The organism is Candidatus Bathyarchaeota archaeon (assembly GCA_026014805.1).
Taxonomy (GTDB): Archaea; Thermoproteota; Bathyarchaeia; order Bathyarchaeales; family SOJC01; genus JAGLZW01.
The window spans coordinates 84,048-108,418 of the sequence record JAOZHR010000024.1 but is presented as its reverse complement, the minus strand read 5'-3'; the positions used below and the strand labels follow the sequence as shown (position 1 = coordinate 108,418).

Below are 24,371 nucleotides of genomic sequence, written 5' to 3'. Positions count from 1 at the left end.
AGTCGTCTCCTAAGCTAGGAAAATAGTTACATTGCCTTCTTCATCTTTCGCAGCGCGAATTCTTAATTTCCGAGGAGGTTTCTCGATTCCCCGACTCCAAATTTCCTCGTTAACTTCGTTACTAATTATTATTCTTCCTGCCTCTTCTCCCTCTTCTTCCTCGATAGCTACTTCGCCAACCTTCATGTGTCTTTGAATGAAGGCTTTCATGATACGGATGGCTTTTGGAGCCCGTTTTTTTGGGGGCATCATCCAAGCACGCCGCAGTGGTATTGTGTAGATTCTTTCTTCAACAAATTCCTCTTCCTCTTTTTCCCGGCGACGTGGCGCTTCTTCTTCAATCTTTTCTTCGTCGGAAGCCTCTTCTTCAGCAGCTTCTTCAACTATTTCCTCTTTTTCCTCGGCAACTTCAGGTTTTTCTAGAGTCTCAGCTTCTTCTGCTGGAAGTTCTTCCTGCTTTTCGTTCTCTTGCGCTTCCTCAGCGTTTTCTTCCAAAAAACCGCCTCCTCTACGCCCTAAGTTTGCTTCGCCGCCAATGTTTACTTTTGGGGTGTCTTCTAACTCGACCTAGAGTCTTCGCTACTACCCACGTTGGAACTGGCTTTTTTTGCTTTCCAGCCTTTGCTAGTCTACGTTTCCTTGCAGTTGGCTTGTTTCTTGCCATGGTCATTTTCTCCTTATTTTTATGTCTCGACGTTGAGACTGTAATCGGGCTAATATTTCTTTCAGCTGGTTGTCGGCTACGGGGATTTTCAGGCGTCCTGTTTGAACGAGTTGTATGAGTTGGAGTTCGATTTGTGCTGCGAATTCAGGTTTCACCATTTTTATGTTTGTGAGGCGTTGTCTGGCGTCTGTGGACAGTATGCGGCGGAGTAACGCTTGTTTTTGTATTTCGACTTGCTGTTGTATTTGAGCTTGTTGTTGTTCTTGGGCAAATCTCTGCTGTAGTTCAAGCAGTCTTTTTTTCCGCAGTGCTTCGATTTCTTCGTCCTCGCTCACAGCCACTTCACCTTGTTTAGTACTTTGCCAGTTCAGGTATTTTCTTCTCTAATTCCTTTTTTATCTCGGTGGCCATCGTATCTAGCAGTCGTCTACCCTCACTTGTCAATACTCTACCTTGCCCTTTCACGGTTTCAACGAGTCCAGCCGCTTCAAGTTGTTGAAAGAGTTTTCTAATGTTACTTCCTGCACCTTTCCTCACGTGTTCTGGGCGAACCCCCATGTCTTTTCTTCCCGCATATTTTGCCCTCAATCTTCCAACTCCGATTGGCGCGTTCATGTAAGTTTTTCGGAGAAGTGAGGCACAACGCGTGTACCACCAGCCTCGGTTTTGAGGTTGCCGTATTGCACAGGAACCTGTTTTTACGTAGGGCGCCCATGGTGGAGGGGTGACATGATCTATGTTGTCCTCTATGTACTGAGCTAATTTGTTGATGAAGATTTGTGCAGGGACATCATATGGTGTTGGCAAATTTATTACCCGCGGTTATTTTCCCTCAAAAGATTCATGAAGCCTCTTATAAAAGCTTACTCTCCATTGGCTTGTTTGTCGTTGGGCTGGTTTGCATATATTCCAGGCACAAAGGGAAGACCGTCCTATTAGGAACCAGTTAGTAGACCGTTCTATTAGACTCCAAATATGATATGTCTTAGAAGAATTATTATCTAAATAGAATATGGGCTCTTACTCTGGAATCGTTGGTCGAGAGAGATTTGAACCCTACACACAGCGGAGATATCACCGATATCATACTAGACATCATTCGCAAGAGAACGGTAAAGAGGCCCCCAGACATTGGGAGGATCGCTAAAGAAGCATTTGAGGTAACAGAACATGCCTTAGTTTTTGCGCCGATATATGAAGCTCAGTGGCGACGACTAAAACTGGGGAAATCAAGATCATTCCAATAAGTGGCATTACAGGCAAGATGTTGTCTTTGTAGAAGAGACTCCGCATCTATATGGGAATGTGAGCTTCCAATAATGATTTAAGCTTCGGAAAGTTTAGTTATAGGTTCTCGATGTTTTGAGTTATGAGCCGAGGTGGATTAGTTGAGTGAATCGGAAGTTAAAGAAAAAGAGAAGCCTGTCAAGCTCGAAGATGTGGCTGAGGAAACTGGTGAGCTCATCGGAAAAGGTATCAAGAAAGCTTGGAGTGTTACAAAGAGTTTCGGAAAAGGGTTAGTTGATACTCTTGAGAAGACAGAGAAACGAAAAGATTCTATGCCTTCAACTTGCCCCCACTGTAGTTCTTCAGTTCCTCCGCATTCTAATTTCTGCGCCAGTTGCGGAAAGAAACTTTAATTCTTTATAGAGCGCTCCACCTTTTCTGCGTTCGGATAGACTAGACAGAAAGGATGGTGGAGCTATGCACTCGTTAAAGGACCGAATCAGGAATGTACTTCGCAAGTGTTCTCTTTAGTCGTGTCATGGAATCGGTGTCTCGGATGTCATTGTCTGAAATGCAAGGCAACTTCCCTGCTTCAATATAGGATATCAGTACTTTTGCAACTTTGATCAAAACTCTGGTCTGTTTGGCTGTCAAGCGGTTACCTCTCTGTTTTCGTACTATATCTATGAAATCGTAGAGCGCATTTATTGTCTGTTTATTACCGCGAAAAATTGGAGGACCGGGGGTTTCGAAAATTTGTGCTCTTGTATGCACGTAGGTCTTCGGAATCTGCCTAGGTCTCTCCAGCATTCTCTCTCACATCCGTGTTATCCATTGTATTCGACGATCACATCGGCGATGGCTACAGGCATTAGGATGTTGGCGTTCAGAATAGGGTCTTCGTTGATGTCTATGTCTATAGTTACGGCGGTTACTTGTGTGTCTTTGATTTCGAAGTGAGCTTTGACTTTCATCCACTGTGTGGTAACATTCAAGGGTGTTGATGTTCCATCGATGGTCGCATTGGCGTCAACGATGTGGAATCTTATCTCTGTGTAGTTCCCAACTGAGAGTTCTTGTACCGCCAGCACGATGGAGAAGTCAGTCAAACTCAGCAGGTCGAAGGGGTCTGTTTGCGTTACTGAGACATTGTACCATGTCGTGTTTCCTCCACCTTTCCTATGCGCTTTAACCGTATCTATGGTTAACCAAAGTTCTTCCAACTCCGAGGGAGCGTCTTTGATCTTCACAACAAGCTGACCTGTCGCGTGTACGGTGGGCAGGTATCCAATCCATACGAAACTTGCTATGATTAGAACGGCTATCAAAACGCCGCCAAGGCCTCCCAATACAAGTTTGCGGTTGTTGTAAACCACTATTTCACCTCTGAATTTCCATTTGTTATTGAGAAATTATGCGTGTCGCCTGATTTAATACAATGCTTTTGAACAGTTTATCAATATACTGTTCAACTTTTTGAACAGCTAAGGTCTTTGGTGCCATATTCGAAGCGTTTCATACCACATGATTCCTGTGCCTAGAACTCCAAACACTAAAGCAAAGACGCTGTAAAAGTTGAACATTCTAACTTGGGTTGTGTAGAAAATGAGCAACGTAGTAAATAGCATAGCGTACAGTAAGTATCTGGGAAGAATGAACATTCCAACTCTAATGAACTGTCTTAGAATCCCCACGTTGACCTTCTTCAACAAATGATATTCTCCTCTTATCTTTTCCACTAACTCCAGATCAACAAGCTTATCCAAATGGTACACGGCAAGTGCGGGACTTGAAAATCCAAGCTTTCTTTGGGTTTCTCTAGCTCCTACAGTATCGTTGGGAGACCGAAGTACGTGCCAGTAAACTCGAAGAGTGTTACCTTTCAACTGGCTGGCAACGTTCTCTTCATCAAATTCCAAGCCGCTAACCTCAATACAACTGATGCTTTAGTCAAGATTCTGAACAAAAAAATCCTATGAGCTAGGAATATGAACTGAAAATCCACACTTTTTTAGCTTGATCGTTTCCTAACTGGTGGAAATTATTGAAGAAATGTTATATTCATTCTAATGAATAGCGCGATTTTAGGAGATTTCGATGGGTGAAACAATAGAAAGAAGGCTCAAGAAGCTCGGTGTCACAGTCTCCAAACCAGTTCTTGCCTTAATAGCCATCATCTTTGGCATACTCGTGATAGTCTTCCCAGACCTATTATAATGGATTGTAGGATTGTACTTCATAATACAGGGACTACTATTCTTCGCTGACTGCTTAGAGCTTAGAAAGGGATAACACGGGATTTGAACCCTCCCCGTAGTGGAGATATCACCCAATCTCCTCCTTTTCTCTGCAACTGAACTATTCTGTCCAGTAAACCCATCCGTTTGAGACCTTAGACTTTTTCAAGACTCCTTTTTTCACTCTTCGAGCAAGAGAATTAGCGATTTTGCCCTCCTTGCCTTTAGTCGAGAGCCCTTGAGCCTCTAAGGCTTTAGCCACATCTTCTATTGTTCTCTTATTTGGATGTTTGAAAAATCCCTCACGAATCAACCCTTCAAGTGCATGGTACGCATGACCCCCCCAAGTCTGAGGCCCTCTGCGCTGTGCTAGTATCTTCTTTTGGGTCAATACAGCGGTCAAAAATTTTTCTTTAAGACGCTCAAAGGAAGCTCCTACGACCTTGATATTTCCAAGGTCTCCTTCTCCAAGGCCTCTCTTCGTAAATTCTTGTATCACCGGCATCTTCTGAGGATTAAGACCTGCAAGAGTGGCTCCAACTGTCTCCACAGCAACTGCGTCTCTCCCCACTAGCAGGGTATTCATTTGTACGGGAGCATCCCCTGCACCGCGCCAGAAGTATGTCCCGTCAAGCACGGCGAGATCTACTCCACCTATTGCTTCATAAACATCGGCGAGGAGCGTTGGAAGAATCTTGTGATATTTTGCTTTCTTAGAAGTTGGAATGCATCCAAACAGGTTCTTAAGGATACTTCCACTTTCAAAGGAACGCAGTATGTGTGTATCAACCAGGACATTGGGTTTGAAAAGTATATGCGACAAATTCATTTCTTGATCCGCAAGCCTCACACTTCTAGTATCCGAGTCATCTGAGAGGTTGAAGGGAACAATTCGTTCTGTGAAGAGTTCTTTCCAGATTTGAAGCCTCTCTGTACTGGTGCCTTGATAGTTATCAGATTCAGCTAGGAAGATCTTCGGAGCCTTACGGAAGCAGTTTTTGATGGCGTCAACCACGCCTACTGATGTATGGTTTCCTGCTTTATGACTAAAAACTCCAACTTTGACAACAACAGATCTCTTAGCAGTGTTTAGATCATCTATTCCCCCAATCTGATCGAGAACTTGGTTTAGTGACTTCACTATGTCTTCATTAAACTCGATTATAGCGACTCTCGAGGTCAACGCTCCTCCACCACCTATACGAAGTTAGTTGACAGGACCCTTTGGCAAAAAAACCTTTCTATCTGAACGAATTACCGTTTCTCCATGCGCGCAAGACATAAAACGTTAGAAAATAGATTGTGAGATATTCATTGGAGACTTATACCAACCATGATTGTTGTTAAGAAGGCTAGTCAAGGAGATATTCAGACTCTTAGTAAGAGATTTCTCCATTTCTTGGAAGACAAGAATAGTAAGATTTACCAAGAAAATGTTGCTAAGTTTGGCATTCCAGAAGATTATGTGAGGAAAGCTCTTGCTGAGGAAACACTAATCAAGGTAGCTACTGCTGGAAAGGCAACCTTCTACATAGCCTTGAGGATGACGAAATAGTAGGTTTTGCTCAGACAATGCAGCAAGATGTCAAAACAGCAGAACTAGATCGTATTGTTGTCTTTCCAACTCATGAGAGGAAAGGTGTTGGAACTCAACTTCTAAAACAAGCTGTTGAGGATGAGAAGAAGAAAGGAACTAAAGTTATTGTTGTGAATGCTGGAAAAGATGAAACTCATGCTAGAAGGTTTTATGAGAAAAATGGTTTTGAACTGGTGAAGGAAGTGACTATTGATGCACCTTGGGGAAAGAGACTAGATCTAGCCACTTATCAACTTCAATTAGGTTCTTCATAGTTTCTTCTACAAGTCATAAAAACACTGTATCAGACTCATACGAACATATGGAAAGTGAAAAAGAACAATGAGTGAGAAGACAGATCTAAGAAACTCTAGACAGACAAGATTTGGACGTTCTCCTATTCTCGTAATTGTAATGACGCTCTTCATAGATGCAACAGGATTTGGAATAATAATTCCTCTTCTGCCATTCTATGCAGAAACTTTCCAAGCAGGATCCGCTGCTCTGGGTATTTTAGTTGCTTCATTCTCATTAATGCAATTCATTTTTTCTCCCATATTAGGAAGAATATCGGACAATGTGGGAAGGAAACCAGTTCTCATAATATCCATCCTGACCTCAGTAGCAAGTTTTCTCCTCTTTGCGCTTGCCAACTCCTTCTTCATGCTCCTCCTATCTAGGATCGTGGCTGGATTGGCTACTGAGACTGCAGTGGCCCAAGCTTACATCGCTGACATCACAAGTAAAAAGGAAAGAGCATCTGGAATAGGTAAGGTGGGTGCTGCTCATGGAGCAGGCTTTATAATAGGGCCTGCAATAGGAGGTTTCCTGAGTGTATATGGGTTTTCGGCACCTGGATTCGCTGCTGTATTTTTGACCTTGGTAAACCTTCTGTTTGTATTGTTCTTCCTCCCAGAATCACTTAACAAAGAAAGTTCAGAGCTTCTATTGTCGCCTAGATCCACCAGTAGCTTTTTCCATAGGCTACTAGCTGCTTTCACAAAACCCTTGATAGGAGCTGTTTTGATGATTTTCTTCATCGTTTTCCTATCCTTCTCAGCTATACCTGTAATAGTGCCTCTTCTTGGTGTAGCCTTTTTCGGATTTGGGTCCGTTGAGATGTCTTATTTCTTTATGTATATTGGTGCTGTCCAAATCATCTTGCAGGGTGTGGCAATTGGGAGGCTGACTAAGAAGTTTGGCGAAGAAAAGCTCATAGTATTCGGTCCTCTGCTGATGATGGTAGGAATATTTCTGATGCCTTTAGTTCCAAACATTGCAGTTTTTATGTTCTCATTAACGATGATAGCTTCTGGTAGCGGGATAATGCGAACGGTTGTGCCTAGCTTCATTTCAAAAATTACCCCTGCAAATGAGCAGGGAGGCACTTTGGGAGTGGCAAATTCGGTAGCAAGTATGGCAACTGTTCCAGGTCCTCTAATCGGGGGTTCTCTCTTTGAGTTTGCTGGACTAGCCACTCCCTTCTTCGCAAGTGCAGCCATGTTGATAGTCGCATTTGGGCTTGGATGCAGAGTTTTTCATGCTTGTATACGGGGATTGAAAGGATAGTTTATTCACACATCAATTCATGCGCGCGCGCTTCAAAACGTTTTTGAGAAGGGGTGACAATAGTATTCTTGTATTAGCAAACGTGAGGATAATCCATCAGATAATTCACCTTGGAAACGGCTATGAAAAAGGAAATGCTATCAGCTTTCATTCTATGTGTCATCAAGATTTCCCTTGTGACACTGTCTTCCATCGCTGTAGCTAATCTTGGTTGGACGCCACTAGCAATTTACATGTCTGATGGACTTTGCGCATACGCGACATGCACACAGTCTTCTGACGGTTACACTTTGTTTGCTCCGATGCGCTCAACCACAACGTACATGATCGATAATAGTGGAGAGGTCATTCACACCTGGGAAAGTGACTATAGACCAGCCCTCTCTGTATATCTACTTGAGAACGGGTCGATTCTTCGCACCGCTTTCCCCGGGCTTCCAGCTAATTCTTCTTTTACTGCTGGAGGTGGCACGGGTGGACTTGCTCAAAAGATTGATTGGAATGGAACAGTTGTCTGGGAATATGAATATTCGAATAATCAGCATCTTCTTCACCATGACATAGAACCACTTCCTAATGGTAACGTGCTCATGATAGCATGGGAATGCAAATCGTATGAGGAGTCGATAACTGCAGGTCGTAATCCAAGCTTATTGCCCGGTGGAGAGCTCTGGCCAGATCATGTCATTGAGGTTGAACCATATGGTTCAACTGGAGGAAACATCACATGGGAGTGGCATGTCTGGGACCATTTAATTCAAGATTTTGACCCGCTTGCCGAAAACTATGGCAATGTAGCTGCCCATCCGGAGCTAATAGACATAAATGTTTATGGTCAACCCTTTGCCGACTGGAATCACATCAATTCCATTGACTATAATCAAGAGTTAGATCAGATCCTGCTCAGTGTCAATGGGTTCAGGGAAGTATGGGTGATCGACCACAGTACGACAACCGAGGAAGCTGCTGGTCATACTGGAGGCAATAGTGGAAAGGGTGGTGACATTCTTTACCGTTGGGGTAACCCCCAGAACTACCGAGCTGGAGACGCCTATGATCAGAAGTTCTATCAACAACACGACGCTCAATGGGTCAAGCCAGGATGCCCCGGAGAGGGAAACATCCTAGTCTTCAACAATGGTAATAACAGACCAGGCGGATCATACTCTTCCGTAGATGAGATTGTGCCTCCTGTGTCAGCTCACGGAAGCTACTTCATTGCACCTGGTTCTGCCTATGGACCTGAAGAACAAGTGTGGATATACACCGCTGAACCTCCAACAAGCCTGTACTCCAGCGGAATATCAGGAGCCCAACGATTACCTAACGGGAACACGCTTATCTGTAGCGGACAGGATGGCCTCTTCCTCGAAGTGACTCCCGAAAAAGAGGTGATTTGGGAGTATTTTAACGCCTTTCCAAACGAAGTAAGGAACAACGTGTTCAAGACATATCGCTATGGACGAGACTTTCCAGGATTGCTTGATTTGATTCGCCCTAACGATGTCGCTATATCTAATGTCACTGCAGACAAGACTACAGTGATTCAAGGTGAGGAATTGACGATAAATGTGGAAGTTGAGAACCAGGGTATCTACACTGAAACGTTTAATGTGACAGCCTATGCAAACGCCACCTCCATTTGGGAGGAGACTGTCGATAATTTAGAGGGGGGTGAAAGCCAACTCATGAGTTTTGCGTGGAATACTTCAAGTTTCGCAGGTGGCAACTATACTCTGAGTGTTGCGGCAGATATTGTGGCAAACGAAACTGACATCTTAGATAACATCTGTACTTATGGTAGCTTGACATTGCTTTCTCATGATTTGGCAATTACCAATGTTACCCTCTTCAAGACTGTAGTTGGGCAGGGCCACTCAACGTACGTAAATGTGACTATTAGAAACCAAGGAGACTATGATGAAACGTTTAGTTCAGCGTTAAATGTTACAACAACAATCATTGGATTGCTAACTAACATAACCTTGATCTCCCAAAACTCTGCGAGTGTCTATTTTGAGTGGAATACAACGGGCTATGCAGAAGGCAATTACAGCCTCAAAGCTCATGTCTTCCCAGTTGATGGCGAGATTGATATGGAAGATAATACCTTTGCATTTTGGGTGCTTGTCACAATAGCTGGTGACGTTGACGGCAATAGAAAAGTAAACATTTTTGACATAGTCATGATAGCTGGGTCCTATGGCGCTGTAGCAGGAGATCCCCGCTATATTCCAAACTGTGACATAGATGGAAGCAGCACAATAGACATATTCGACGTAGTCCTAGCTGCCGGAAATTACGGAAGAAGCTGGTGAGAGAAAACCCTCAGCACGCGCGACCACTTGGCAACATCGTCTAGCCATGTGGCCATTCTCAAGTGAGTTTTCGTCTTAAAATGAAGCTAGAAGCTGCAAATGCAAATGCAATTGTGAGAATTGAGGCTGTCCAATAAGCTGAAAGCCCAGATTCAACGGAAATCGTGGTGCCCCCAACAGGTATGCTGTATACCGCTGTATATGCTGTTGTTCCTGCTAATGCCAGTGTTTTCACCCTGTTGGTGTCTCCGTCTTCCAGCCAATGAGACCAAACATAACCTTCATGTGTCTCAGGCATCACAATCGTGTGTGACTCTCCAAGCAGCCAATCACTGTATACAGTGGTTTGTGGATCCCCATTGATGGTGAAGGACACACCAGTGATTGGTGATGATGTTATGGTCAGTTCGTAGTATGGTCCAGTGTATTGAGCAGTCAGTGTAATATTTGCATCCACAATAATAGTCCTTGAACGACTAGTGTTTCCATCACTCCATTGGTTCCAATAGTATTTTGAATTTCCAACAGCATGTGTCTCAGGCATCTCTAAGCTAACAGATGTACCTTCTTCGTAGGCTCCAAGCCAAGGGGTCATGTTGGAAACGCTATCAACTGTAAACATTACTCCAGTCGGTGAGCTGTTAACCGCAAAGGTATATTCCCATGCACGAGCGACCTTAACTAACCAGAAGTCCTTATTCCCCGCTCCGAAAGACTCTGTGAAACCGGCTAAGGCATAACCTCCATCATCGGTTTTCACTACTGAATTCAAAGCGTCATTGCCGCTGCCCCCGTATGTTTGGTTCCACTCCATGTTTCCATCTGCGTCGGTCTCAATTAACCAACCATCTTGGCCTCCTTCTCCGAAAGACACCGTGAAGCCAGCAAGCGCATAACCTCCATTACCAGCCTCCACCACACTTGTCTCAACCAACGAATGAGCAGGGTCATTTCCGCCTCCTCCGTAAGTCTTGTTCCATTCGTGGTTTCCAGAAGAGTCAACCTTAACCAACCAGAAATCTGAGCCACTGGCTCCGAAAGACTCTGTGAAACCGGCCAATGCGTATCCTCCGTCGCTAGTCTCCACCACAGAAAAAGCACCATCCACAAGGGCGCCTCCGTAAGTCTTGTTCCATTCGTGGTTTCCAGAAGAGTCAACCTTAACCAACCAGAAATCAACGTCTCCAGCTCCAAAAGAGCCCGTTTCGCCGGCCAATGCGTATCCTCCGTCGCTAGTCTCCACAACGGACCGTGCAGCTTCAATGCCAGCGCCTCCGTAAGTCTTGTTCCATTCGTGGTTTCCAGAAGAGTCAACCTTAACTAACCAGAAGTCCTTATTCCCTGCTCCGAAAGACTCTGTGAAACCGGCTAATGCGTATCCTCCGTCGCTAGTCTCCACAACGGACCGTGCAGCTTCAATGCCAGCACCTCCATATCTTTTTCTCCACTCTTGGTTTCCAGAGGAATCAACCTTAACTAACCAGAAGTCAACAATTTCCGCTCCGAAGGATTTTGTGCGGCCGGCTAATGCGTATCCTCCGTCGCTAGTCTCCACCACAGAAAAGGCAATCTCAGCGCGGACTCCGCCATACGTCTGGTTCCACTCCATGTTTCCGCTTGCGTCTGTCTTCACCAACCAGAAGTCCTTATTCCCTGCTCCGAAAGATGCTGTGTCTCCAGCAAGAGCGTATCCTCCGTCGCTTGTCTGAATCATGCAACGCGCGTTTTCCAAACCTGTTCCGCCGTAGGTTTTGTTCCATTCTATTGGTGGTGATTCAACACCTTTTATTTCTTGTATGCAGAGGACCGAAGCCAAAAGACTGATTGAGAGCGCAATAAGAATCCGCTTCAGAAATGCTTCATTCCTCATCGTAGCTCTCCTTTCTCGAATATAAAAAACTCATTGCAGCGTTATAAACATTTATGTAATAGTCTTCTATAATGCGATGTACTTGATTGCCTGCATAGTGCCATCGCGCGGCGCGCGCATAACTTGCGCATAGATTTTAGAAAATCCGAAGTCTCCTAATGAAGCTCAAGAGTTGATTGAGAATGACATCAAAAAGCGGGGAAGGTTCGTTGAAAAGTGCGGGGGGTGAGATTTGAACCCTCCCCACAAGCGAGATATCATCCGCAAGCCTAATGTTTCTCATTTTAGGGCCCACATCACAAATTACTTTGTAATGTAAAGCTACTCATTGCGCGGGAAAGTTTTTAGGGATAAGAATGCTCATTCAAAACTGTTAGGAGATTTATTCATGGCGGAAAAGGAAACAATTGAAAAAGTTAAGGCTAGGCAAGGAGTATTTGCAAAAATCCAAAACGTAATTACTGGGGGGTATGGAACGAAAGAGGATTTGCGCGAGCTTGACCGAAAGCTCCGCGATTATTACTATGCGGATTTCAAGACGCTACGCCATAGATGGGAAGAAATCTACTTGGCTGCTTTAAACGCTGAACAAAAATCTGCTGGAGACCACTTCAAAAAAGTCATCCAAGTCTTGGATAGGATTGCTGAAAAGGTTAACCGTGCTGATTATGGCTACGCTGGACTGTGGGACCGCAAGGGATACATAAGAGAGAAGGAGCTTGCTCGAATATTCAACTACGACAAGGCACTAAACGAAGATGTTAAAGGCATAGTGAATAAGGTTGATGGGCTGTATGCCGATTGCGAAGCCGAAAAATGGGCTAGTGTGGAAGCAAAGGTAAAAAACATCAAGTCTTTAATATTCGACTTTGAATCTAAATGGAACGAAAGAGAAAAGGAATTCAGACCTTTGGAGATGTAAATTAATGCCTGTAATTGAAAAAGTTTCATGGGATTTTGGGGGAGCAGAAGATATTGCTTATAGATTTCCAAAACTCTCCCTCAAGTATGGAAGCCAAGTGGTTGTAAAAGAAAATCAGTGGGCTGTCTTCTTTAGAGATGGTAAAGCCTATGATGTTTTTGGCCCTGGAAGACACACTATAACTAGCAAAAATATTTCCCTCTTAACTGGTGCTTTGAAGGCTCTCGGTATCATTGGTGATATTTTCGATTGCGAAGTTGTTTTCGTCAGCAACAGTCAATTCCGAGGAAACTTCGGTGGAACAGCCTATTCCGCGCCAAGCGGCGACATAAAATATCAAGCCGAAGTAGGTTTTTACGGATACCTCCTCTACAAAGTTGAAGATCCGAAACTGTTCGTCATGGAGTTCTTTGGAAACAGAGGAGCAACTACATCTCAAGATGTTGAAAACTACATCAGAGGATTCGTGAACGAACGCATCATAAACGATTTTGGCAGCTTCGACATATTCACCGTCGTAAAGAACGTAGACGTCACAACCGACAAAGTAGCACTAAAAATCAGCGACGAAGCCGCAAGAATCGGCCTAAAAATAATAGACTGCGTCTTCGAAGGCGTCAAAATCCCAGAAGAAGCACGAAGATTTGCCTCCGGAATTGGCGCACAAGCCATGACAATGCAGTACATGAAGGAAACAGCAGCAGAACTCAAAGGAACTGGAGGCGGTGGAGCAGCCGCAGCAGGCGTTGGGGCAGGATTAGGCTTGATGATGCCTTTCATGATGGCTCAACAAATGCAACAAGCTCAAGCTGGAAAACCACAAGAAGTAGTTATTTGTCCAAAATGCGGCGCCAAAAACACCGTTGGAATGAAATTCTGTGGAAACTGTGGGTCAAGCTTACTTCCAAAACCCGCGGTTATCTGTCCAAACTGCAAAGCCGAGAACCCCGCAGGTATGAAGTTCTGTGGAAACTGCGGTAAACCTCTCGCTCAGTCAACAACTGGCGATGAAATTACTTGCCCAAAATGTAACACTAAGAATCCTCCGGGAACAAAATTCTGCGGGAACTGTGGAGAAAAACTTTCGCAATAGCTCATACCCCATCTACCGTCCTCTCTTTTTTTAATACTCTCAATGTAAAAGCTCAACGAACACTCATCACACAAGCTTGACAAATTACACATCAACAACGAGAATAACTCTATAAATCCTAACCACATAATATATGCATGAGCTTAAAGCTCATGGTTGGAAAGGGGGGTTACCCCCAGGGAGAAAGGAGAAGTTTAAAAAACTTCTTTCCCAACCAATCATACAGAACCTCCTTCTATAATTAACTTCTATTTAAGATTTTGACAACTTTTATACGGAAAGGCTTGGCCACGTACAAGCTTTATGCACGAAAACACCCTTTCCTATGAACTCCTTAAGAGAACAGGCTCGAAACACAGAAAGTGGGGTTTGCGGGTGAGCGCGAACTATTCCAATCTAGGTGGTATTGCAACTGCGGTCTGGGTTCGTTGAACCCCTTCTAAAGATCGAACCCTGTCTATAATCTTCCTAAGCATATCCACGTTAGCAAATTGTGCATAGGCAATAACATCGAACTGACCTGTAACAGCGTGTGCCATCTTTATTCCTTCAATCCTAAGCGCCGCCTTGGTAATTTGCCACAAAATTCGAGGGTCGGAATTAATGAATATATAGGCTTCCATATAAACATCAAACCAGGTATGTATAACTCCTCTCCTCTAATCTATTTTGCCACTAGAACACGAACGCAGAAAAAAGAGAAGATTGCGGGAGTAGCCCCGACTAATGGTCGGTTTTTCGGAAAGATTGATATTCTACACGAGATAAAGGAAGTGTGGTTAGTGGAATTGAGCGTTAAAGAGTTCTTAGATTCAGTGTCGAATTCGAACACTAAGAAAGGATACAGACACGGGCTAAAAAAGTTCTGTGAATGGTTCGGCAAAAGTGCAGAAGATATCCTTGAACTGAGAAAAGACGATCTAACACAACGAGCAGATGAAAACATCATTGAATACCGAAACAGAGCAGCCAGATTCGAAAAAGAAATAGAAAAATTCCACAGTAAACTAATAGATCAAGGATATTCAATCAATACAGCCAGAAACATGACAAACGGAATTAGACAACTCTTCAGATTTTACCAAATGGGAATACGATTCCGAACAGGAAGCAAAATTTCCAAAACAGTCAAAACAACCAAGAATTTTCCGTTGACAATTGACCATGTAAGGGCAATGTTTGATGTTGCAGACTTACGAGAAAGAGTAGTTCTGAGCATGGCAACAGACTTAGGATTAAGGATCGGCGACTTCATTAGAATAAAGAAAAACGATTTACCAATATTAGATCAGGAAGCACCCATCTCATTCGAAATGATGACTGATAAAGAAGATGTTATTGCCTGTGGCTTTCTATCAAAAGAAACCGTTGACCTGTTGAAAGTCTATCTACCCACGTTAGAAAATACTAAAGGCAATGCATACCTTTTTCCATCAAATGGAAAACGTCACATTTCAGACGAATGGATTAACCGTCTTCTCCAAAAACTAGCAGAGAAAGCACGATTAAACTTGAACGGAAAAAACTTCACATTCCATTGCTTCAGAAAGATGTTTCTCTCCGCAGCCATAGATTCAGGAATCGGCTTAACAGCGGGAAAGAAGCTCTGTGGAAAAGCCGTAGCACAGTCTGACGATACCTATTTAACAACAGTTAATTTGCGTAAAAAATTCCTGCAACTGAAGAGGTTCTTAACCATAAAAAGACAGCCAAAGATGGATACGAATAAGATTGATTCTTTGCAGCGTGTCGTAAGCAGTCTTCAGGAAGAACTTACAAAACAAAAACTGATAATTGACTCATTATCTCAAGAGAACATCAAGACTAAGGAAAAGCTTAGAGATCTAGAGCCTTTTGTAGAATTCGTGAATAACGCAGATGCTTCTGAGAATCTGAAACTGCTGTTGAATTCCTTTAGAATGGACATATGCGAGGATTATCCTGATGAAAAGTTTCGTCCGTTGAAAGTTACGTTTTCCCCGTACATGTCAAAGAAAATCAAGGAAGTTGCAAAGACAATGGGAGTAAGTGAAGCAGAAGCTCTAAAACAGATGCTTGAAGATGATGTTGAACTTATCGCTAAGGCTACTGAAAAATTTGTTAAGCCAAAAACCAAGAATGAAATCCCTGCAGACGTGCAACGTGAAATGCAAAGAAGAGTCAGGCAAAAAACAAAAGATACTGAATAGTTAAGCAACTTCGTTTCTGAAGCATTTTTCCCTCTTTCTACTTTGTTGTGATTGTTTAGGAGGTCTCTTCTTGCGTGTTCTATGGTTTCTCTCGAGGCGTTTCTTAGAGACTATCGTCAATTCAACTATTCAGTTTCCGAGATTGTTGATCAATACCTAGCATGGGTTAACGAAACGATGTACATGATTCTCTCTCGATGGAACAACGATCTTCAGAGAAATGAGGTTTTTGCAGTAAAATGTGCCAAACGAGGTAATGATGTTTATCGTTATAGAGTGTACAAACGGTTCAAAGGTCTCTCGTCAATGGCTGACGAGATCGTGTTTTTCAATCCCAAAGAACGGGGAGTCAAACAGACGCGTGCATTATGGATAACTTTGACATATGATCTGAAGAGATGCTTGTTCAACGAAGCGTGGCGAAATATTGGGGTGGAATTTAATCGGTTTATGGCGTTTATTCGTAAGCGGTTTGGCAAAGTTACCTGTGTACGGGTCTTTGAGTCCTTTGAGAATGGCTATCCCCATATCCATTGCATCTTACTATTTGAATCCACGTGGTTTCCTGTGTTCAGAGATCGGAAAGGTCAATTTCGTGTTCACTCCAAGCAGGTCATCACAAAGGGTTGGCATAGCAATGTTGATGTGAAAGCGATGAGTTCGTTACAAGGAGGATTCTCATATCTGAAAAAATATCTGCTTAAGGGGATTGACGTAAAAAACGCTGATTCTAAAACCAAAAAAACATTGGGTCTCTGTTGGGCATTTCGCAAACGAGCCTTCAGTGTCAGTGGGAAATTCCGAGAACTCCTCTCCGACTTGATTTTATACTTGCATAATTCAAACCGAAAACAACTACAAAGCACACTTACAGGTGAAATTATCCAAGATGAGAAGTTTGTTGTTCTAGGCTTTGTGCCTGCTGATGTTGTACGTTTGAAAAGGGAAATTTGGTTTAAGAAATTAGATATGCAACAGATTACGTCTGTAGATGAATATCTCACTTAGATTTAGTGCAAAACATTTAAGCTATTTTACATTTCTTATAAAACATTCAAGGAGATGCATGCCTCTACACTCATTCAGCTAAGTCGGGATGTTGAGAATTCGCGCTATTTATGGTCTCAATGTCCATTCCTCACGAGGGACATACTCCAAAAAATTAGATTAATAAGTTCAAAAATGTTTATAGGATAGAGCAATACATCATATGTTCTAGAAGAAATATGAAAAAAATAGGTTTGCTTGGAACAGTTGGAACAGCAATAGTTCTTATCTGGTCATTACTTTCTCAGACCAATGTTGTGTCAGCAGAAACTATGAATGTGCCTCTCAACAGTGCTGGAAGCAATGTTTTCACCGCCGAATTTGCACATATACCTTTACTCATCAATGGAATAGCTGTAGATATTTCTGTGAAAGCCAACAGCTACCTAACAATCTGGTGCGAGTTTAGAATTGGAGACCACGACTTTAAATTCACTCTCAATGATTTGTCGCTGGAATACCATCTGGAACGAGACAGAATCGAAGTTGATGGAAAAGTATCTAAAAATGGCATAGGATATTTCAAAGCTACGGTCGATACAGATGGAATAATAGAAGGCGTTCCCAAGCTGGTTCTTAGTTATTATAGCATAAACCTAGACCTATAAGAACCGATTCAAGTGTTCGACTGTTTCATTATGTGCGTCCATTGGGATAGGGCAAACCTTAGCATGCATGTATGTCTGGTTCATGAGGTTAGATTCCAAACTAGTTAAGTTATTAGATGAGTATCTGAAGGACATTCAGAGATGGAATTAATATCTATGCATGCATATACAAAGCATCCTCAGAAAAGCCACAATTAATCCATAAAGTAGGACTAAATTAAGAAAGGAAGCGCGAGATTATTTATAATCCACCCCAACTATTCTCAGATTGATTGGACAATTGAGGGTAAGTTTTGAAGTATGAAATCTTTATTTGTTATAGGGATGACACAGGTAAGGATTTTTCTCGTCACCTATGGAATGGACTTAAAGACCGCGATATAACTGCTTTCTTCGCATTCGAGGATATTCCAAAGAAATATCAGGGAACTGAAACTTGGTGGAAATTCAGAGACCGCGCAATTCGTGGTTGTAGGTTGTTTCTGATGATTGTGACTGATGGTTTTGAGAAGTCTGGTGAGATTCGAAAGGAAATCAATTTAGCGAATAGTGAAAAGAAGGTTTTCATGTGTATGGTAGAAAGAGGCTTACGTCCCCATGTCCAGACTACTCTGCTGAGAAAAAACATCGCCTTAAGAGACATCCAACAAATTCCCTTTTCCACTGAAAACGAACTTCTTCGCAGTGTGCTGAAATATTACCATGAGCCAGAGTCAGAGAAACTCCCGCGCACGATTCAACTAACTGTCAAGGAGAGCGCGCGCATACATTTCCCGCTTGTTCACTTCTACATCACTCAAGTTGTGCAGAACAATCCTAAAATCAAAAGGGAGCTTCCTCACGTTGGGTTCAATATAAGGAATTCAAGTGATTCACCAATTAAGGCAATGGTCAAGGCACGAGTTTTTCTAGACGGTAGAGACCTAGGATTAGTTAAGGGGAGCAAGAGGGGCGGGAAATATATGGGGTACTATGATGGGAACTTACTATGGAACTTGAATCCCTATATACTCTTCTTCGGGAACTTCAGCGTTCCAGACATTTGTATTGAAACTGAAGAAGACCTGAGAATCGAGGTCAAGGTCACCTTGATAGAGATTGATGGACAGACACATGAGCTGTTGCCAGTTGGCTGGACGTTTTTGAGAGACAAGAATAACTGGTCTTTTGAACCTACTGGGGATTGTTAGAGAACCCTCCCTTACACAGCATGCATGCATCATTCCTTATTTTCGTTGAGGCGAGACCGTTGCCGACTGCGGTTACATGGTGGGTTCCCTTATGAAAGGGGGAACCATGTCGCCCGACAGGGTTCGGGCACGATAACAACGGGGCTGAGTGAAGCCAGTGTGCCCGAACAAAGGCAACGCAGCTCGCCAAATGGTGAAAGTCTGGAAACAGCCAGATGTTTCCAGCTATGAATAGGGTGTTGTGGTCAGGGGTGGGCGGTGGGAGGGCGCAAGGCGGACAGCCTTGCGTGCAGATTTAAGTATCCATTAGAAGCGTAGTCTTTCATATTTTCATAAGTTTTGTTTCAAATGAGTTTTCCAATTAATGGGAATCACGTTTCATTCAAAATATAAGTCCAATTGACAACCAACATTATATCATTTCTCATTGAATTAGTGGATGAGAAAGAAAATACGCCTTGAAATTCAACGACTACTCGTTAGTTCAGGAGGTAAAATGCATAATACAAGAAAATTGTAACGGAGGTGAGAGAGCAAGCAGAGAATACCTTGAATGTCATAACAAGGAGATATGGGAAAATGGAAAGAGCCAATTACACAGAAAAAAAGCCTTCTTGGAAGAAAAACTTTTATCTTTAGAAGGCACTATTATCCTAGCTGGTATATCAGTAAATCCGAATAACCGATTAAAAATTGGGACTACGGGAGATATCTCCATTTGTGATAGTTCTGACAGGAAAATACGCTGTATTGTCGAGGTAGTCTCTAAACGGGCAATCTTCTGGTAAACTACAGACTTAGATAGTAGCCAGCTCTTCTACAGCTTGCTAAGAGGATTAATCAAGCGGTTCTGTTTGGAAAAGAATAATCGCGTTTGCCCCATCGCACGCACGTCTAATTTTCTAACTTTAACAACAATCGGAAAATCATTTACAACCCGCCCCAAAACAAGACAGTGATGCGGCGGCAAATCTCGAGCCACAGCCTTCACAGTTTCCGCATCCACCTTAGAAGCTCTAGAAACAGTCTCTAGATCATGCCCATTAGTAAAGTTAAAGAGAAACAAGTTATCGGCTTGACGATAAATATTCTCTCGAATCGTATCTGGCTGATTAGTTATGAAAGTGGTGAACACCCCAAAATGCCGCATCCGAGTAACTATGTCAACCCAGTAAGTCTCTCTCAGGTACAAGTGCGCCTCCTCAGCAAACAAAAAAATAGCTCGCAGTTTCCAATCTGATAATAGCTCTACAAGCTTGCCAAGCACATACTCAACCACAATAAGCCTATTTATCGTCGATGTGTCACGAAGATTGATCACAACTGCACCACCTACTCGGGCTTTGTGAAGCGAATTCGTCAACGAGGTTGCCTGTGCCGGGTTGTCAGTAAGCAAACCAGAATTCAACAACGTATGATATCGAGATAACAAAGCATCACGCACATGCTGATTGCACTTCCAATTCCTTATCGCCTCACCCAACTCATGCATCGTCAAAACATCTTTCTCTTCAAGAAAACGCCATATGCGTTTAAACTCCCTGGCAGAGGTCCCTGGCAAACTAAGCGCGTTCACAAGAACATTAAGCATTACACGAAGTTTCAGCTGCCCCAGAGTCACTTTGAGGTTTTGTCCAGGCGTTAAAACATGAATCTTTTCACAAAACTCGTTGGGTTTACCATCAACATTTTGACCAAGGCCTGTATATTCGCCGTTCAAATCAAGGATTACAACGGGGGCACCGTGGCTTATCAGACTAAGGGTTAACAGTTTAGATATGTGAGACTTACCGGTTCCTTTTTTGCCTGTAATAATGTTTAGACTGCCATCTAAAGCCCGCAAATCAACGAGAAGCTGCTTCTTTTCTGTTGTTTCACCCAGATTTATCTGATAATTCCCATTGATTTCTGTCTGAGGAAGCAACCTTTCAATTGGGAGCGTCTTGATTGATGCATGAGAACGGGAAGGAAGCCAAGAACTCGTAGGCACTAACTCGCCATTATTGTTTGTAGCTCGAATTTTGCAGATTAATAGGCGTGCATCTTGAATATAGGCAATGTGAGTCGCCACTTCAAAAGGATCTACATCTTCCCCTTCTATATAGGAACCATCATTATGGTTTCGAAGCAATTCCTCCAGAATGCCTGGTATGTCAGCGTATTGTATGTCTATGACTTGAACGATTAGACCTTTTCCAGTTTTGAGGTCCTCAATAGTTAAGTAATCGCCTTTCTCAACTTCTTCATTTGGGAAACTTATGATATGCACCGTTGAACCTTCTTTTCTATAAAGCCGCAAGTCAACTAACCTTCCGGTCCTTTGCCGAAGCGACCAAAAAGTATGCGACGTACATTTGGCCTTCTTAAAATTCTTATGTTGTTTTCTCTTGCAACGCAACGTTGTATTCCTAAGACCTCTGTTGCAGTGAACGTAGAGAATATATGAGCAAGACGGAGAGTTTCTGGATAACTCTGTAGAATTAAATCGTTCCCAAGCAATCTTTGGACCGCTTCAATCGCTTGTGTATGAGACAACTGCTTATCAACATCCAATCGGAAACTGCAGCAGCCCCTAGTTAGCCTTGCCACATATATATTACCCATTAAGCGCATTGGGCCTCCATACTCAGGATAGCCCTGTATTTCGAGCAAGCATGGAGGCGGATATTTCCATGCAAGGTCTGTTAGGCGATGACCATATAGAAGTAGTCGTGTCATTTTTGAAAAGGCTAAGATAGTGTTTTGATTGTCACGCGATTCCTTTAGCAGTCGTTCCATGTTATGTACGGGTGTTTCAGGAGTGCCCGCTGTGAGACTTCCGTCCCAAAGAATAAGGTTGCCATGCGTTGTCTGGTTGATGGTTGCCTGTATCCATCGTTCGAAAAGAGTTGTTAGTCTGGGCTGCATGTGAAGGATGTTAGGTGAAATGTATCGTTGTATATGTGCTGTTTGGCGATTTTCACCAAAGTTGTGAATATCGTTTTTGTTTTTTTCAGTAATGTGAAAAGGAAAAGGACCCAATCGCAAGTAACGGTAGCGATCAGCTTGTTTCCATACAATTGCACCTCTTACTGCAAGTAACAAGCCCGTTTCGGTTTCGCCCAGTTTTATGCTTGAGACGTCTATTGCAACTATGGGAGTTTTTGTATGATTTGGCTTCAGCTTCACGAGTCTTGTCGAAGGAGGGAAACATTTTGGTTCTTCTCGTGCAAAATGTTGAGTTGTTGTGTTTCTTGCAAAAAATGGTTGATTGTCCACTAATTTTTTCATGGAGCGTACGCTGAGCTCTATGAATTGCTGCGGAAATTGTAGGTCTTCTTTTTGGGGTGGAAAATTATATTTTGGTGTTGTTGTTATAGGTAATTGTGCATTCACCAAGATTCACCAATATCTTTATGTTTGGTGTTCTTGGCATTTAAGTATTGTGCATGAACAAATTGCACAATACAATAACCAATAGGCGAGAAACAGTGGTTGAAAGCAGAGATGCCAAGGGTCGTGTACATGTACGGTTGAAAGTGGGGAGCATCGATGTTGAGGTTGAGTGTGGCGTAGATGAAGTGGGGGACGTTGTTAGTAGGGTTTTGGAAGCGCTAGCTGAAAGTGGTGGTGTCGTTGCGGATGGTGCAAGTTCTTCTGGAAGAGTCGGGGTTAGCTATCGAGAGACCTGCAAAGGTTTGATTTTGGATCTGTGGCGGGAAGGCTGGTTTGGACTTGGTCGTAGCCTTGGTGAAGTTCATGGGGAAATGGGTCGTAGAGGTTTTCATTATGATCGCACAGCTGTAGCGCACGCGTTGGTCGATTTGGTTCGAGAGGGAGTCTTGACACGGGAGGGAAGGCCCAGAAGGTACCGTTATCTGCAGAAACGCCCACCGCCAACTATTGCCAAAACCAAGAAAAACCAAGAGAAGTGAAAAAACGATAGGGGGGAGGGGAGGGTGAGGTAGGGTGTTTTTGGTGTGTGCGTTTGCAACGCTAGGAGCTCTGAATTTTATTTAGCCTCGAAAGACTTTCTCAAAGAATTGCGAATGTGAATGAAGTATTTGTATCATTTACAGGCTACATGGGTCACTGTGTGTTTCAAATTGATATTGACTTCTGTTATTTCAATTGGAGATTTTAGAACTGCAGAATCTGTTCCTGATGCGCGCGCGTATGGAGAGATACAAGAGTATGGATTCGGCCATTGAGAATCACTTTAGAAAACTACGAAAGAACCGGAAAATCGTATGTCTACGCTAAGAAAAGAAAAAACCCATATGGTAATGAGAACAAAAAAATTGTACGAAATGCTAAAGCGACTTGTGTGAATACGCGGGTGCATAAGAACTATAAACTGTCAAACGCAGAGACGAGACAATCCGAATCTTGCAAAAAAAGAACAAGAACTCTAAAGTCTAAGCCTTGCCTCGAATCTGCGGCAAGACCTCATCTATTAACTGCTTGACCCCTAAGATCGAAAGCCGAAAACCTACATCCTCTACTCTCACTACTAGACCCTTACGACACAGCTCGCCAAGCCGAGTACCTGTAATCTTTCCGCTCTTTCCCAGCCAAATCTGCATCTCTTCCTTTGATAACCACGGTTTGTCTAGAACGCCCAACCGCCCTCCAATATAAGCTGCAAGCAACATCAACAGCAAACCTTCATTATCAGTCAACTTTTCCTTAGGAACCAAAACCGCCGGTCCCTCCTCTGCCACAGCAACCAAACCCTTTGCAGCTTCAACAATCTCCACTAAATCCACAGTAAGAACCACTTCCCGCGTCGCCTCAAAAAGCGGAATCATCTTACCGAAAAACTGGTTAATGCCCGCCCAAACATCGTCAACATCACCTGTAAAAGTTTCCTCAATGTCCTTATACTTAACATGCACCGTAACACTCAACGTCAAGTGCTCTCCTTCAACTTCGACATAATTTCCTCCTCAACCCACTTCTCACCCTGCGTTGTCAATCTAAATTGCGGTCGCCCGGGGTCAGGCTTGAACACCAAACCCCGCTTCGTCATCTCATTCAACCTTGCTGGCACCATCGACTTCACACCGCTAGATTGCAGCAAACGGTCAATTTGCGTCGCCGTATTCGTCTTTCCGTCAGAAGCATACAAAACCAGCCCAATAGATTCATAATGCGTAAGTTTACGTCTCGCTGTAATTACTGGGCCTTTAGTAGTAAACTCTACAATTCCATCCAACTGTGCTTGCAAAGGTGGTGTCAGCTTCGATGAAACCAGATCGCCAATTCTCTCCATAAACTCAGGGGGCATCTCTTGCAGCATATCCAAAATATCATTTGCGTTATTACCTTCAATAATAACTTCGCCGAAAGGCGTCTTCACTCGTATTCGTAGGTGCCCTGGCAATACTCAAGCCTCCTTCTTGGCCAAAATGTACACGTACCCAGCGTCAGTCTTCCATCGTCTCACTTTCCCTTTTTTCACAAGCCAAGATAATACACCCGACAAGGTTGTGGATGGATAATGAATAGCATTCGCCTTCAAAGCTTCAGTGATCTCAGGTGTTGTTCTAGGTCTCCAAGCCCCCCATTCAGTTTCAAGCAGCTTTAAAACAGCCTGACTACAGTTCTTTGCCTTCTTGATTGAGGGGTACATTCTGGACGGTTTGGTAGTGGGAGAAGTCAACTGCACTGTTACAGGTGATTTTTGGGTGACACCAACTTTAGAGTCTATGTGGGCGAATGCTTTGGAAATATTCTCAACAAGTTTTGGGAGATCCTTAACTATTTTCAAAACCTCCTTTTGTGTGCCTGAAATTTCAACCTCGTTTTGGTTTATTTTGATGCGGAACGAAAATGGCATGCTTTGTCTAACCTCATAGTGATAGAGTGATATTAGATAG

The 24,371-nt window shown here is 43.1% G+C and carries 28 protein-coding genes; 13 read left to right on the top strand and 15 right to left on the bottom strand.

Features of this window, described 5'->3' with window-relative positions:
- Window positions 1-9: 9 nt before the first annotated feature.
- The 4 genes from NWE91_06260 to NWE91_06245 all read right to left on the bottom strand — a co-directional run bounded on the left by NWE91_06260 (window position 10) and on the right by NWE91_06245 (window position 1,471).
- On the bottom strand, window positions 10-342 hold the full coding sequence (locus NWE91_06260; GenBank protein MCW3985993.1) for a 50S ribosomal protein L31e: 333 nt from the start codon (window positions 340-342) through the stop codon (window positions 10-12).
- Window positions 343-508: 166 nt separating this feature from the next.
- Complete coding sequence (locus tag NWE91_06255) at window positions 509-664, bottom strand: 50S ribosomal protein L39e (GenBank protein ID MCW3985992.1); 156 nt, start codon at window positions 662-664, stop codon at window positions 509-511.
- A 2-nt stretch (window positions 665-666) separates the two neighbouring features.
- Complete coding sequence (locus NWE91_06250) at window positions 667-999, bottom strand: DNA-binding protein (GenBank protein ID MCW3985991.1); 333 nt, start codon at window positions 997-999, stop codon at window positions 667-669.
- 16 nt (window positions 1,000-1,015) lie between these two features.
- Window positions 1,016-1,471, bottom strand: a complete 456-nt coding sequence (locus tag NWE91_06245) for a 30S ribosomal protein S19e (GenBank protein ID MCW3985990.1) — start codon at window positions 1,469-1,471, stop codon at window positions 1,016-1,018.
- 581 nt (window positions 1,472-2,052) lie between these two features.
- Here NWE91_06245 and NWE91_06240 point away from each other — a divergent pair.
- Window positions 2,053-2,304, top strand: coding sequence for a zinc ribbon domain-containing protein (locus tag NWE91_06240; GenBank protein MCW3985989.1), 252 nt, complete (start codon window positions 2,053-2,055; stop codon window positions 2,302-2,304).
- A gap of 73 nt (window positions 2,305-2,377) precedes the next feature.
- Here the strand turns inward: NWE91_06240 and NWE91_06235 are convergent, their stop codons facing one another.
- From NWE91_06235 to NWE91_06220, 4 genes are all read right to left on the bottom strand, one after another.
- Window positions 2,378-2,701 carry a hypothetical protein gene (locus tag NWE91_06235; protein ID MCW3985988.1) on the bottom strand — a complete coding sequence of 108 codons (324 nt, stop codon included), beginning with the start codon at window positions 2,699-2,701 and terminating at the stop codon, window positions 2,378-2,380.
- 17 nt (window positions 2,702-2,718) lie between these two features.
- Window positions 2,719-3,267: a DUF4382 domain-containing protein gene (locus tag NWE91_06230; GenBank protein ID MCW3985987.1), complete on the bottom strand. Its 549-nt coding sequence runs from the start codon at window positions 3,265-3,267 to the stop codon at window positions 2,719-2,721.
- A gap of 108 nt (window positions 3,268-3,375) precedes the next feature.
- Complete coding sequence (locus NWE91_06225) at window positions 3,376-3,810, bottom strand: hypothetical protein (GenBank protein MCW3985986.1); 435 nt, start codon at window positions 3,808-3,810, stop codon at window positions 3,376-3,378.
- A gap of 439 nt (window positions 3,811-4,249) precedes the next feature.
- Window positions 4,250-5,311, bottom strand: coding sequence for a DUF362 domain-containing protein (locus NWE91_06220; protein MCW3985985.1), 1,062 nt, complete (start codon window positions 5,309-5,311; stop codon window positions 4,250-4,252).
- Between the two features lie 150 nt (window positions 5,312-5,461).
- Between NWE91_06220 and NWE91_06215 the strand changes: the two genes are divergently transcribed.
- The 4 genes from NWE91_06215 to NWE91_06200 all read left to right on the top strand — a co-directional run bounded on the left by NWE91_06215 (window position 5,462) and on the right by NWE91_06200 (window position 9,591).
- Complete coding sequence (locus NWE91_06215; protein ID MCW3985984.1) at window positions 5,462-5,683, top strand: hypothetical protein; 222 nt, start codon at window positions 5,462-5,464, stop codon at window positions 5,681-5,683.
- Between the two features lie 17 nt (window positions 5,684-5,700).
- On the top strand, window positions 5,701-5,979 hold the full coding sequence (locus NWE91_06210; protein MCW3985983.1) for a GNAT family N-acetyltransferase: 279 nt from the start codon (window positions 5,701-5,703) through the stop codon (window positions 5,977-5,979).
- Window positions 5,980-6,046: 67 nt separating this feature from the next.
- On the top strand, window positions 6,047-7,273 hold the full coding sequence (locus NWE91_06205) for an MFS transporter (GenBank protein ID MCW3985982.1): 1,227 nt from the start codon (window positions 6,047-6,049) through the stop codon (window positions 7,271-7,273).
- A gap of 122 nt (window positions 7,274-7,395) precedes the next feature.
- Window positions 7,396-9,591: an aryl-sulfate sulfotransferase gene (locus NWE91_06200; GenBank protein MCW3985981.1), complete on the top strand. Its 2,196-nt coding sequence runs from the start codon at window positions 7,396-7,398 to the stop codon at window positions 9,589-9,591.
- A 58-nt stretch (window positions 9,592-9,649) separates the two neighbouring features.
- On the opposite strand, the gene NWE91_06195 is transcribed toward NWE91_06200, so the two are convergent.
- Entirely contained in the window at window positions 9,650-11,461 is a 1,812-nt protein-coding gene (locus NWE91_06195; GenBank protein ID MCW3985980.1) for a hypothetical protein, read from the bottom strand.
- 388 nt (window positions 11,462-11,849) lie between these two features.
- Here NWE91_06195 and NWE91_06190 point away from each other — a divergent pair, with 388 nt between their 5' ends.
- Together NWE91_06190 and NWE91_06185 are read left to right on the top strand one after the other, a co-directional pair.
- A complete protein-coding gene (locus tag NWE91_06190; GenBank protein ID MCW3985979.1) occupies window positions 11,850-12,383 on the top strand; it encodes a hypothetical protein in 534 nt (177 codons plus the stop codon).
- A 4-nt stretch (window positions 12,384-12,387) separates the two neighbouring features.
- Window positions 12,388-13,476, top strand: coding sequence for an SPFH domain-containing protein (locus NWE91_06185; protein ID MCW3985978.1), 1,089 nt, complete (start codon window positions 12,388-12,390; stop codon window positions 13,474-13,476).
- A gap of 386 nt (window positions 13,477-13,862) precedes the next feature.
- Here NWE91_06185 and NWE91_06180 read toward each other — a convergent pair whose 3' ends face one another.
- Window positions 13,863-14,099, bottom strand: coding sequence for an Lrp/AsnC ligand binding domain-containing protein (locus tag NWE91_06180; GenBank protein MCW3985977.1), 237 nt, complete (start codon window positions 14,097-14,099; stop codon window positions 13,863-13,865).
- Window positions 14,100-14,264: 165 nt separating this feature from the next.
- Here NWE91_06180 and NWE91_06175 point away from each other — a divergent pair, with 165 nt between their 5' ends.
- From NWE91_06175 to NWE91_06155, 5 genes are all read left to right on the top strand, one after another.
- The gene (locus tag NWE91_06175; protein ID MCW3985976.1) at window positions 14,265-15,665 is read left to right on the top strand and encodes a site-specific integrase; all 1,401 of its coding nucleotides are present in this window, start codon (window positions 14,265-14,267) and stop codon (window positions 15,663-15,665) included.
- Between the two features lie 81 nt (window positions 15,666-15,746).
- A complete protein-coding gene (locus tag NWE91_06170) occupies window positions 15,747-16,673 on the top strand; it encodes a protein rep (GenBank protein MCW3985975.1) in 927 nt (308 codons plus the stop codon).
- 218 nt (window positions 16,674-16,891) lie between these two features.
- Window positions 16,892-17,320: a hypothetical protein gene (locus NWE91_06165; protein ID MCW3985974.1), complete on the top strand. Its 429-nt coding sequence runs from the start codon at window positions 16,892-16,894 to the stop codon at window positions 17,318-17,320.
- 293 nt (window positions 17,321-17,613) lie between these two features.
- Window positions 17,614-18,510: a toll/interleukin-1 receptor domain-containing protein gene (locus NWE91_06160; protein ID MCW3985973.1), complete on the top strand. Its 897-nt coding sequence runs from the start codon at window positions 17,614-17,616 to the stop codon at window positions 18,508-18,510.
- A 458-nt stretch (window positions 18,511-18,968) separates the two neighbouring features.
- Entirely contained in the window at window positions 18,969-19,298 is a 330-nt protein-coding gene (locus NWE91_06155; GenBank protein ID MCW3985972.1) for a hypothetical protein, read from the top strand.
- A 29-nt stretch (window positions 19,299-19,327) separates the two neighbouring features.
- On the opposite strand, the gene NWE91_06150 is transcribed toward NWE91_06155, so the two are convergent.
- Window positions 19,328-20,809 (bottom strand): DUF87 domain-containing protein, encoded by a 1,482-nt coding sequence (locus NWE91_06150; GenBank protein MCW3985971.1) that lies wholly within the window; start codon window positions 20,807-20,809, stop codon window positions 19,328-19,330.
- A gap of 5 nt (window positions 20,810-20,814) precedes the next feature.
- Window positions 20,815-21,885, bottom strand: a complete 1,071-nt coding sequence (locus NWE91_06145) for a hypothetical protein (protein ID MCW3985970.1) — start codon at window positions 21,883-21,885, stop codon at window positions 20,815-20,817.
- A gap of 53 nt (window positions 21,886-21,938) precedes the next feature.
- Between NWE91_06145 and NWE91_06140 the strand changes: the two genes are divergently transcribed.
- The gene (locus NWE91_06140; protein ID MCW3985969.1) at window positions 21,939-22,424 is read left to right on the top strand and encodes a hypothetical protein; all 486 of its coding nucleotides are present in this window, start codon (window positions 21,939-21,941) and stop codon (window positions 22,422-22,424) included.
- Window positions 22,425-22,907: 483 nt separating this feature from the next.
- On the opposite strand, the gene NWE91_06135 is transcribed toward NWE91_06140, so the two are convergent.
- Genes NWE91_06135 through NWE91_06125 form a run of 3 tightly spaced genes read right to left on the bottom strand, consistent with a single transcriptional unit; the run spans window position 22,908 to window position 24,331 of the window.
- A complete protein-coding gene (locus NWE91_06135; protein MCW3985968.1) occupies window positions 22,908-23,399 on the bottom strand; it encodes a hypothetical protein in 492 nt (163 codons plus the stop codon).
- A gap of 2 nt (window positions 23,400-23,401) precedes the next feature.
- Entirely contained in the window at window positions 23,402-23,875 is a 474-nt protein-coding gene (locus NWE91_06130; protein MCW3985967.1) for a hypothetical protein, read from the bottom strand.
- A 3-nt stretch (window positions 23,876-23,878) separates the two neighbouring features.
- Entirely contained in the window at window positions 23,879-24,331 is a 453-nt protein-coding gene (locus NWE91_06125) for a hypothetical protein (GenBank protein MCW3985966.1), read from the bottom strand.
- Window positions 24,332-24,371: the final 40 nt, after the last annotated feature.

Bases quoted from the DNA above. Each gene is read 5' to 3' on its own strand.
- NWE91_06255 (MCW3985992.1), bottom strand. From the start codon at position 664: ATGGCAAGAAACAAGCCAACTGCAAGGAAACGTAGACTAGCAAAGGCT.
- NWE91_06235 (MCW3985988.1), bottom strand. From the start codon at position 2,701: ATGCTGGAGAGACCTAGGCAGATTCCGAAGACCTACGTGCATACAAGA.
- NWE91_06215 (MCW3985984.1), top strand. From the start codon at position 5,462: ATGATTGTTGTTAAGAAGGCTAGTCAAGGAGATATTCAGACTCTTAGT.
- NWE91_06210 (MCW3985983.1), top strand. From the start codon at position 5,701: ATGCAGCAAGATGTCAAAACAGCAGAACTAGATCGTATTGTTGTCTTT.
- NWE91_06205 (MCW3985982.1), top strand. From the start codon at position 6,047: ATGAGTGAGAAGACAGATCTAAGAAACTCTAGACAGACAAGATTTGGA.
- NWE91_06200 (MCW3985981.1), top strand. From the start codon at position 7,396: ATGAAAAAGGAAATGCTATCAGCTTTCATTCTATGTGTCATCAAGATT.
- NWE91_06195 (MCW3985980.1), bottom strand. From the start codon at position 11,461: ATGAGGAATGAAGCATTTCTGAAGCGGATTCTTATTGCGCTCTCAATC.
- NWE91_06190 (MCW3985979.1), top strand. From the start codon at position 11,850: ATGGCGGAAAAGGAAACAATTGAAAAAGTTAAGGCTAGGCAAGGAGTA.
- NWE91_06185 (MCW3985978.1), top strand. From the start codon at position 12,388: ATGCCTGTAATTGAAAAAGTTTCATGGGATTTTGGGGGAGCAGAAGAT.
- NWE91_06180 (MCW3985977.1), bottom strand. From the start codon at position 14,099: ATGGAAGCCTATATATTCATTAATTCCGACCCTCGAATTTTGTGGCAA.
- NWE91_06170 (MCW3985975.1), top strand. From the start codon at position 15,747: ATGGTTTCTCTCGAGGCGTTTCTTAGAGACTATCGTCAATTCAACTAT.
- NWE91_06165 (MCW3985974.1), top strand. From the start codon at position 16,892: ATGAAAAAAATAGGTTTGCTTGGAACAGTTGGAACAGCAATAGTTCTT.
- NWE91_06140 (MCW3985969.1), top strand. From the start codon at position 21,939: ATGAACAAATTGCACAATACAATAACCAATAGGCGAGAAACAGTGGTT.
- NWE91_06125 (MCW3985966.1), bottom strand. From the start codon at position 24,331: ATGCCATTTTCGTTCCGCATCAAAATAAACCAAAACGAGGTTGAAATT.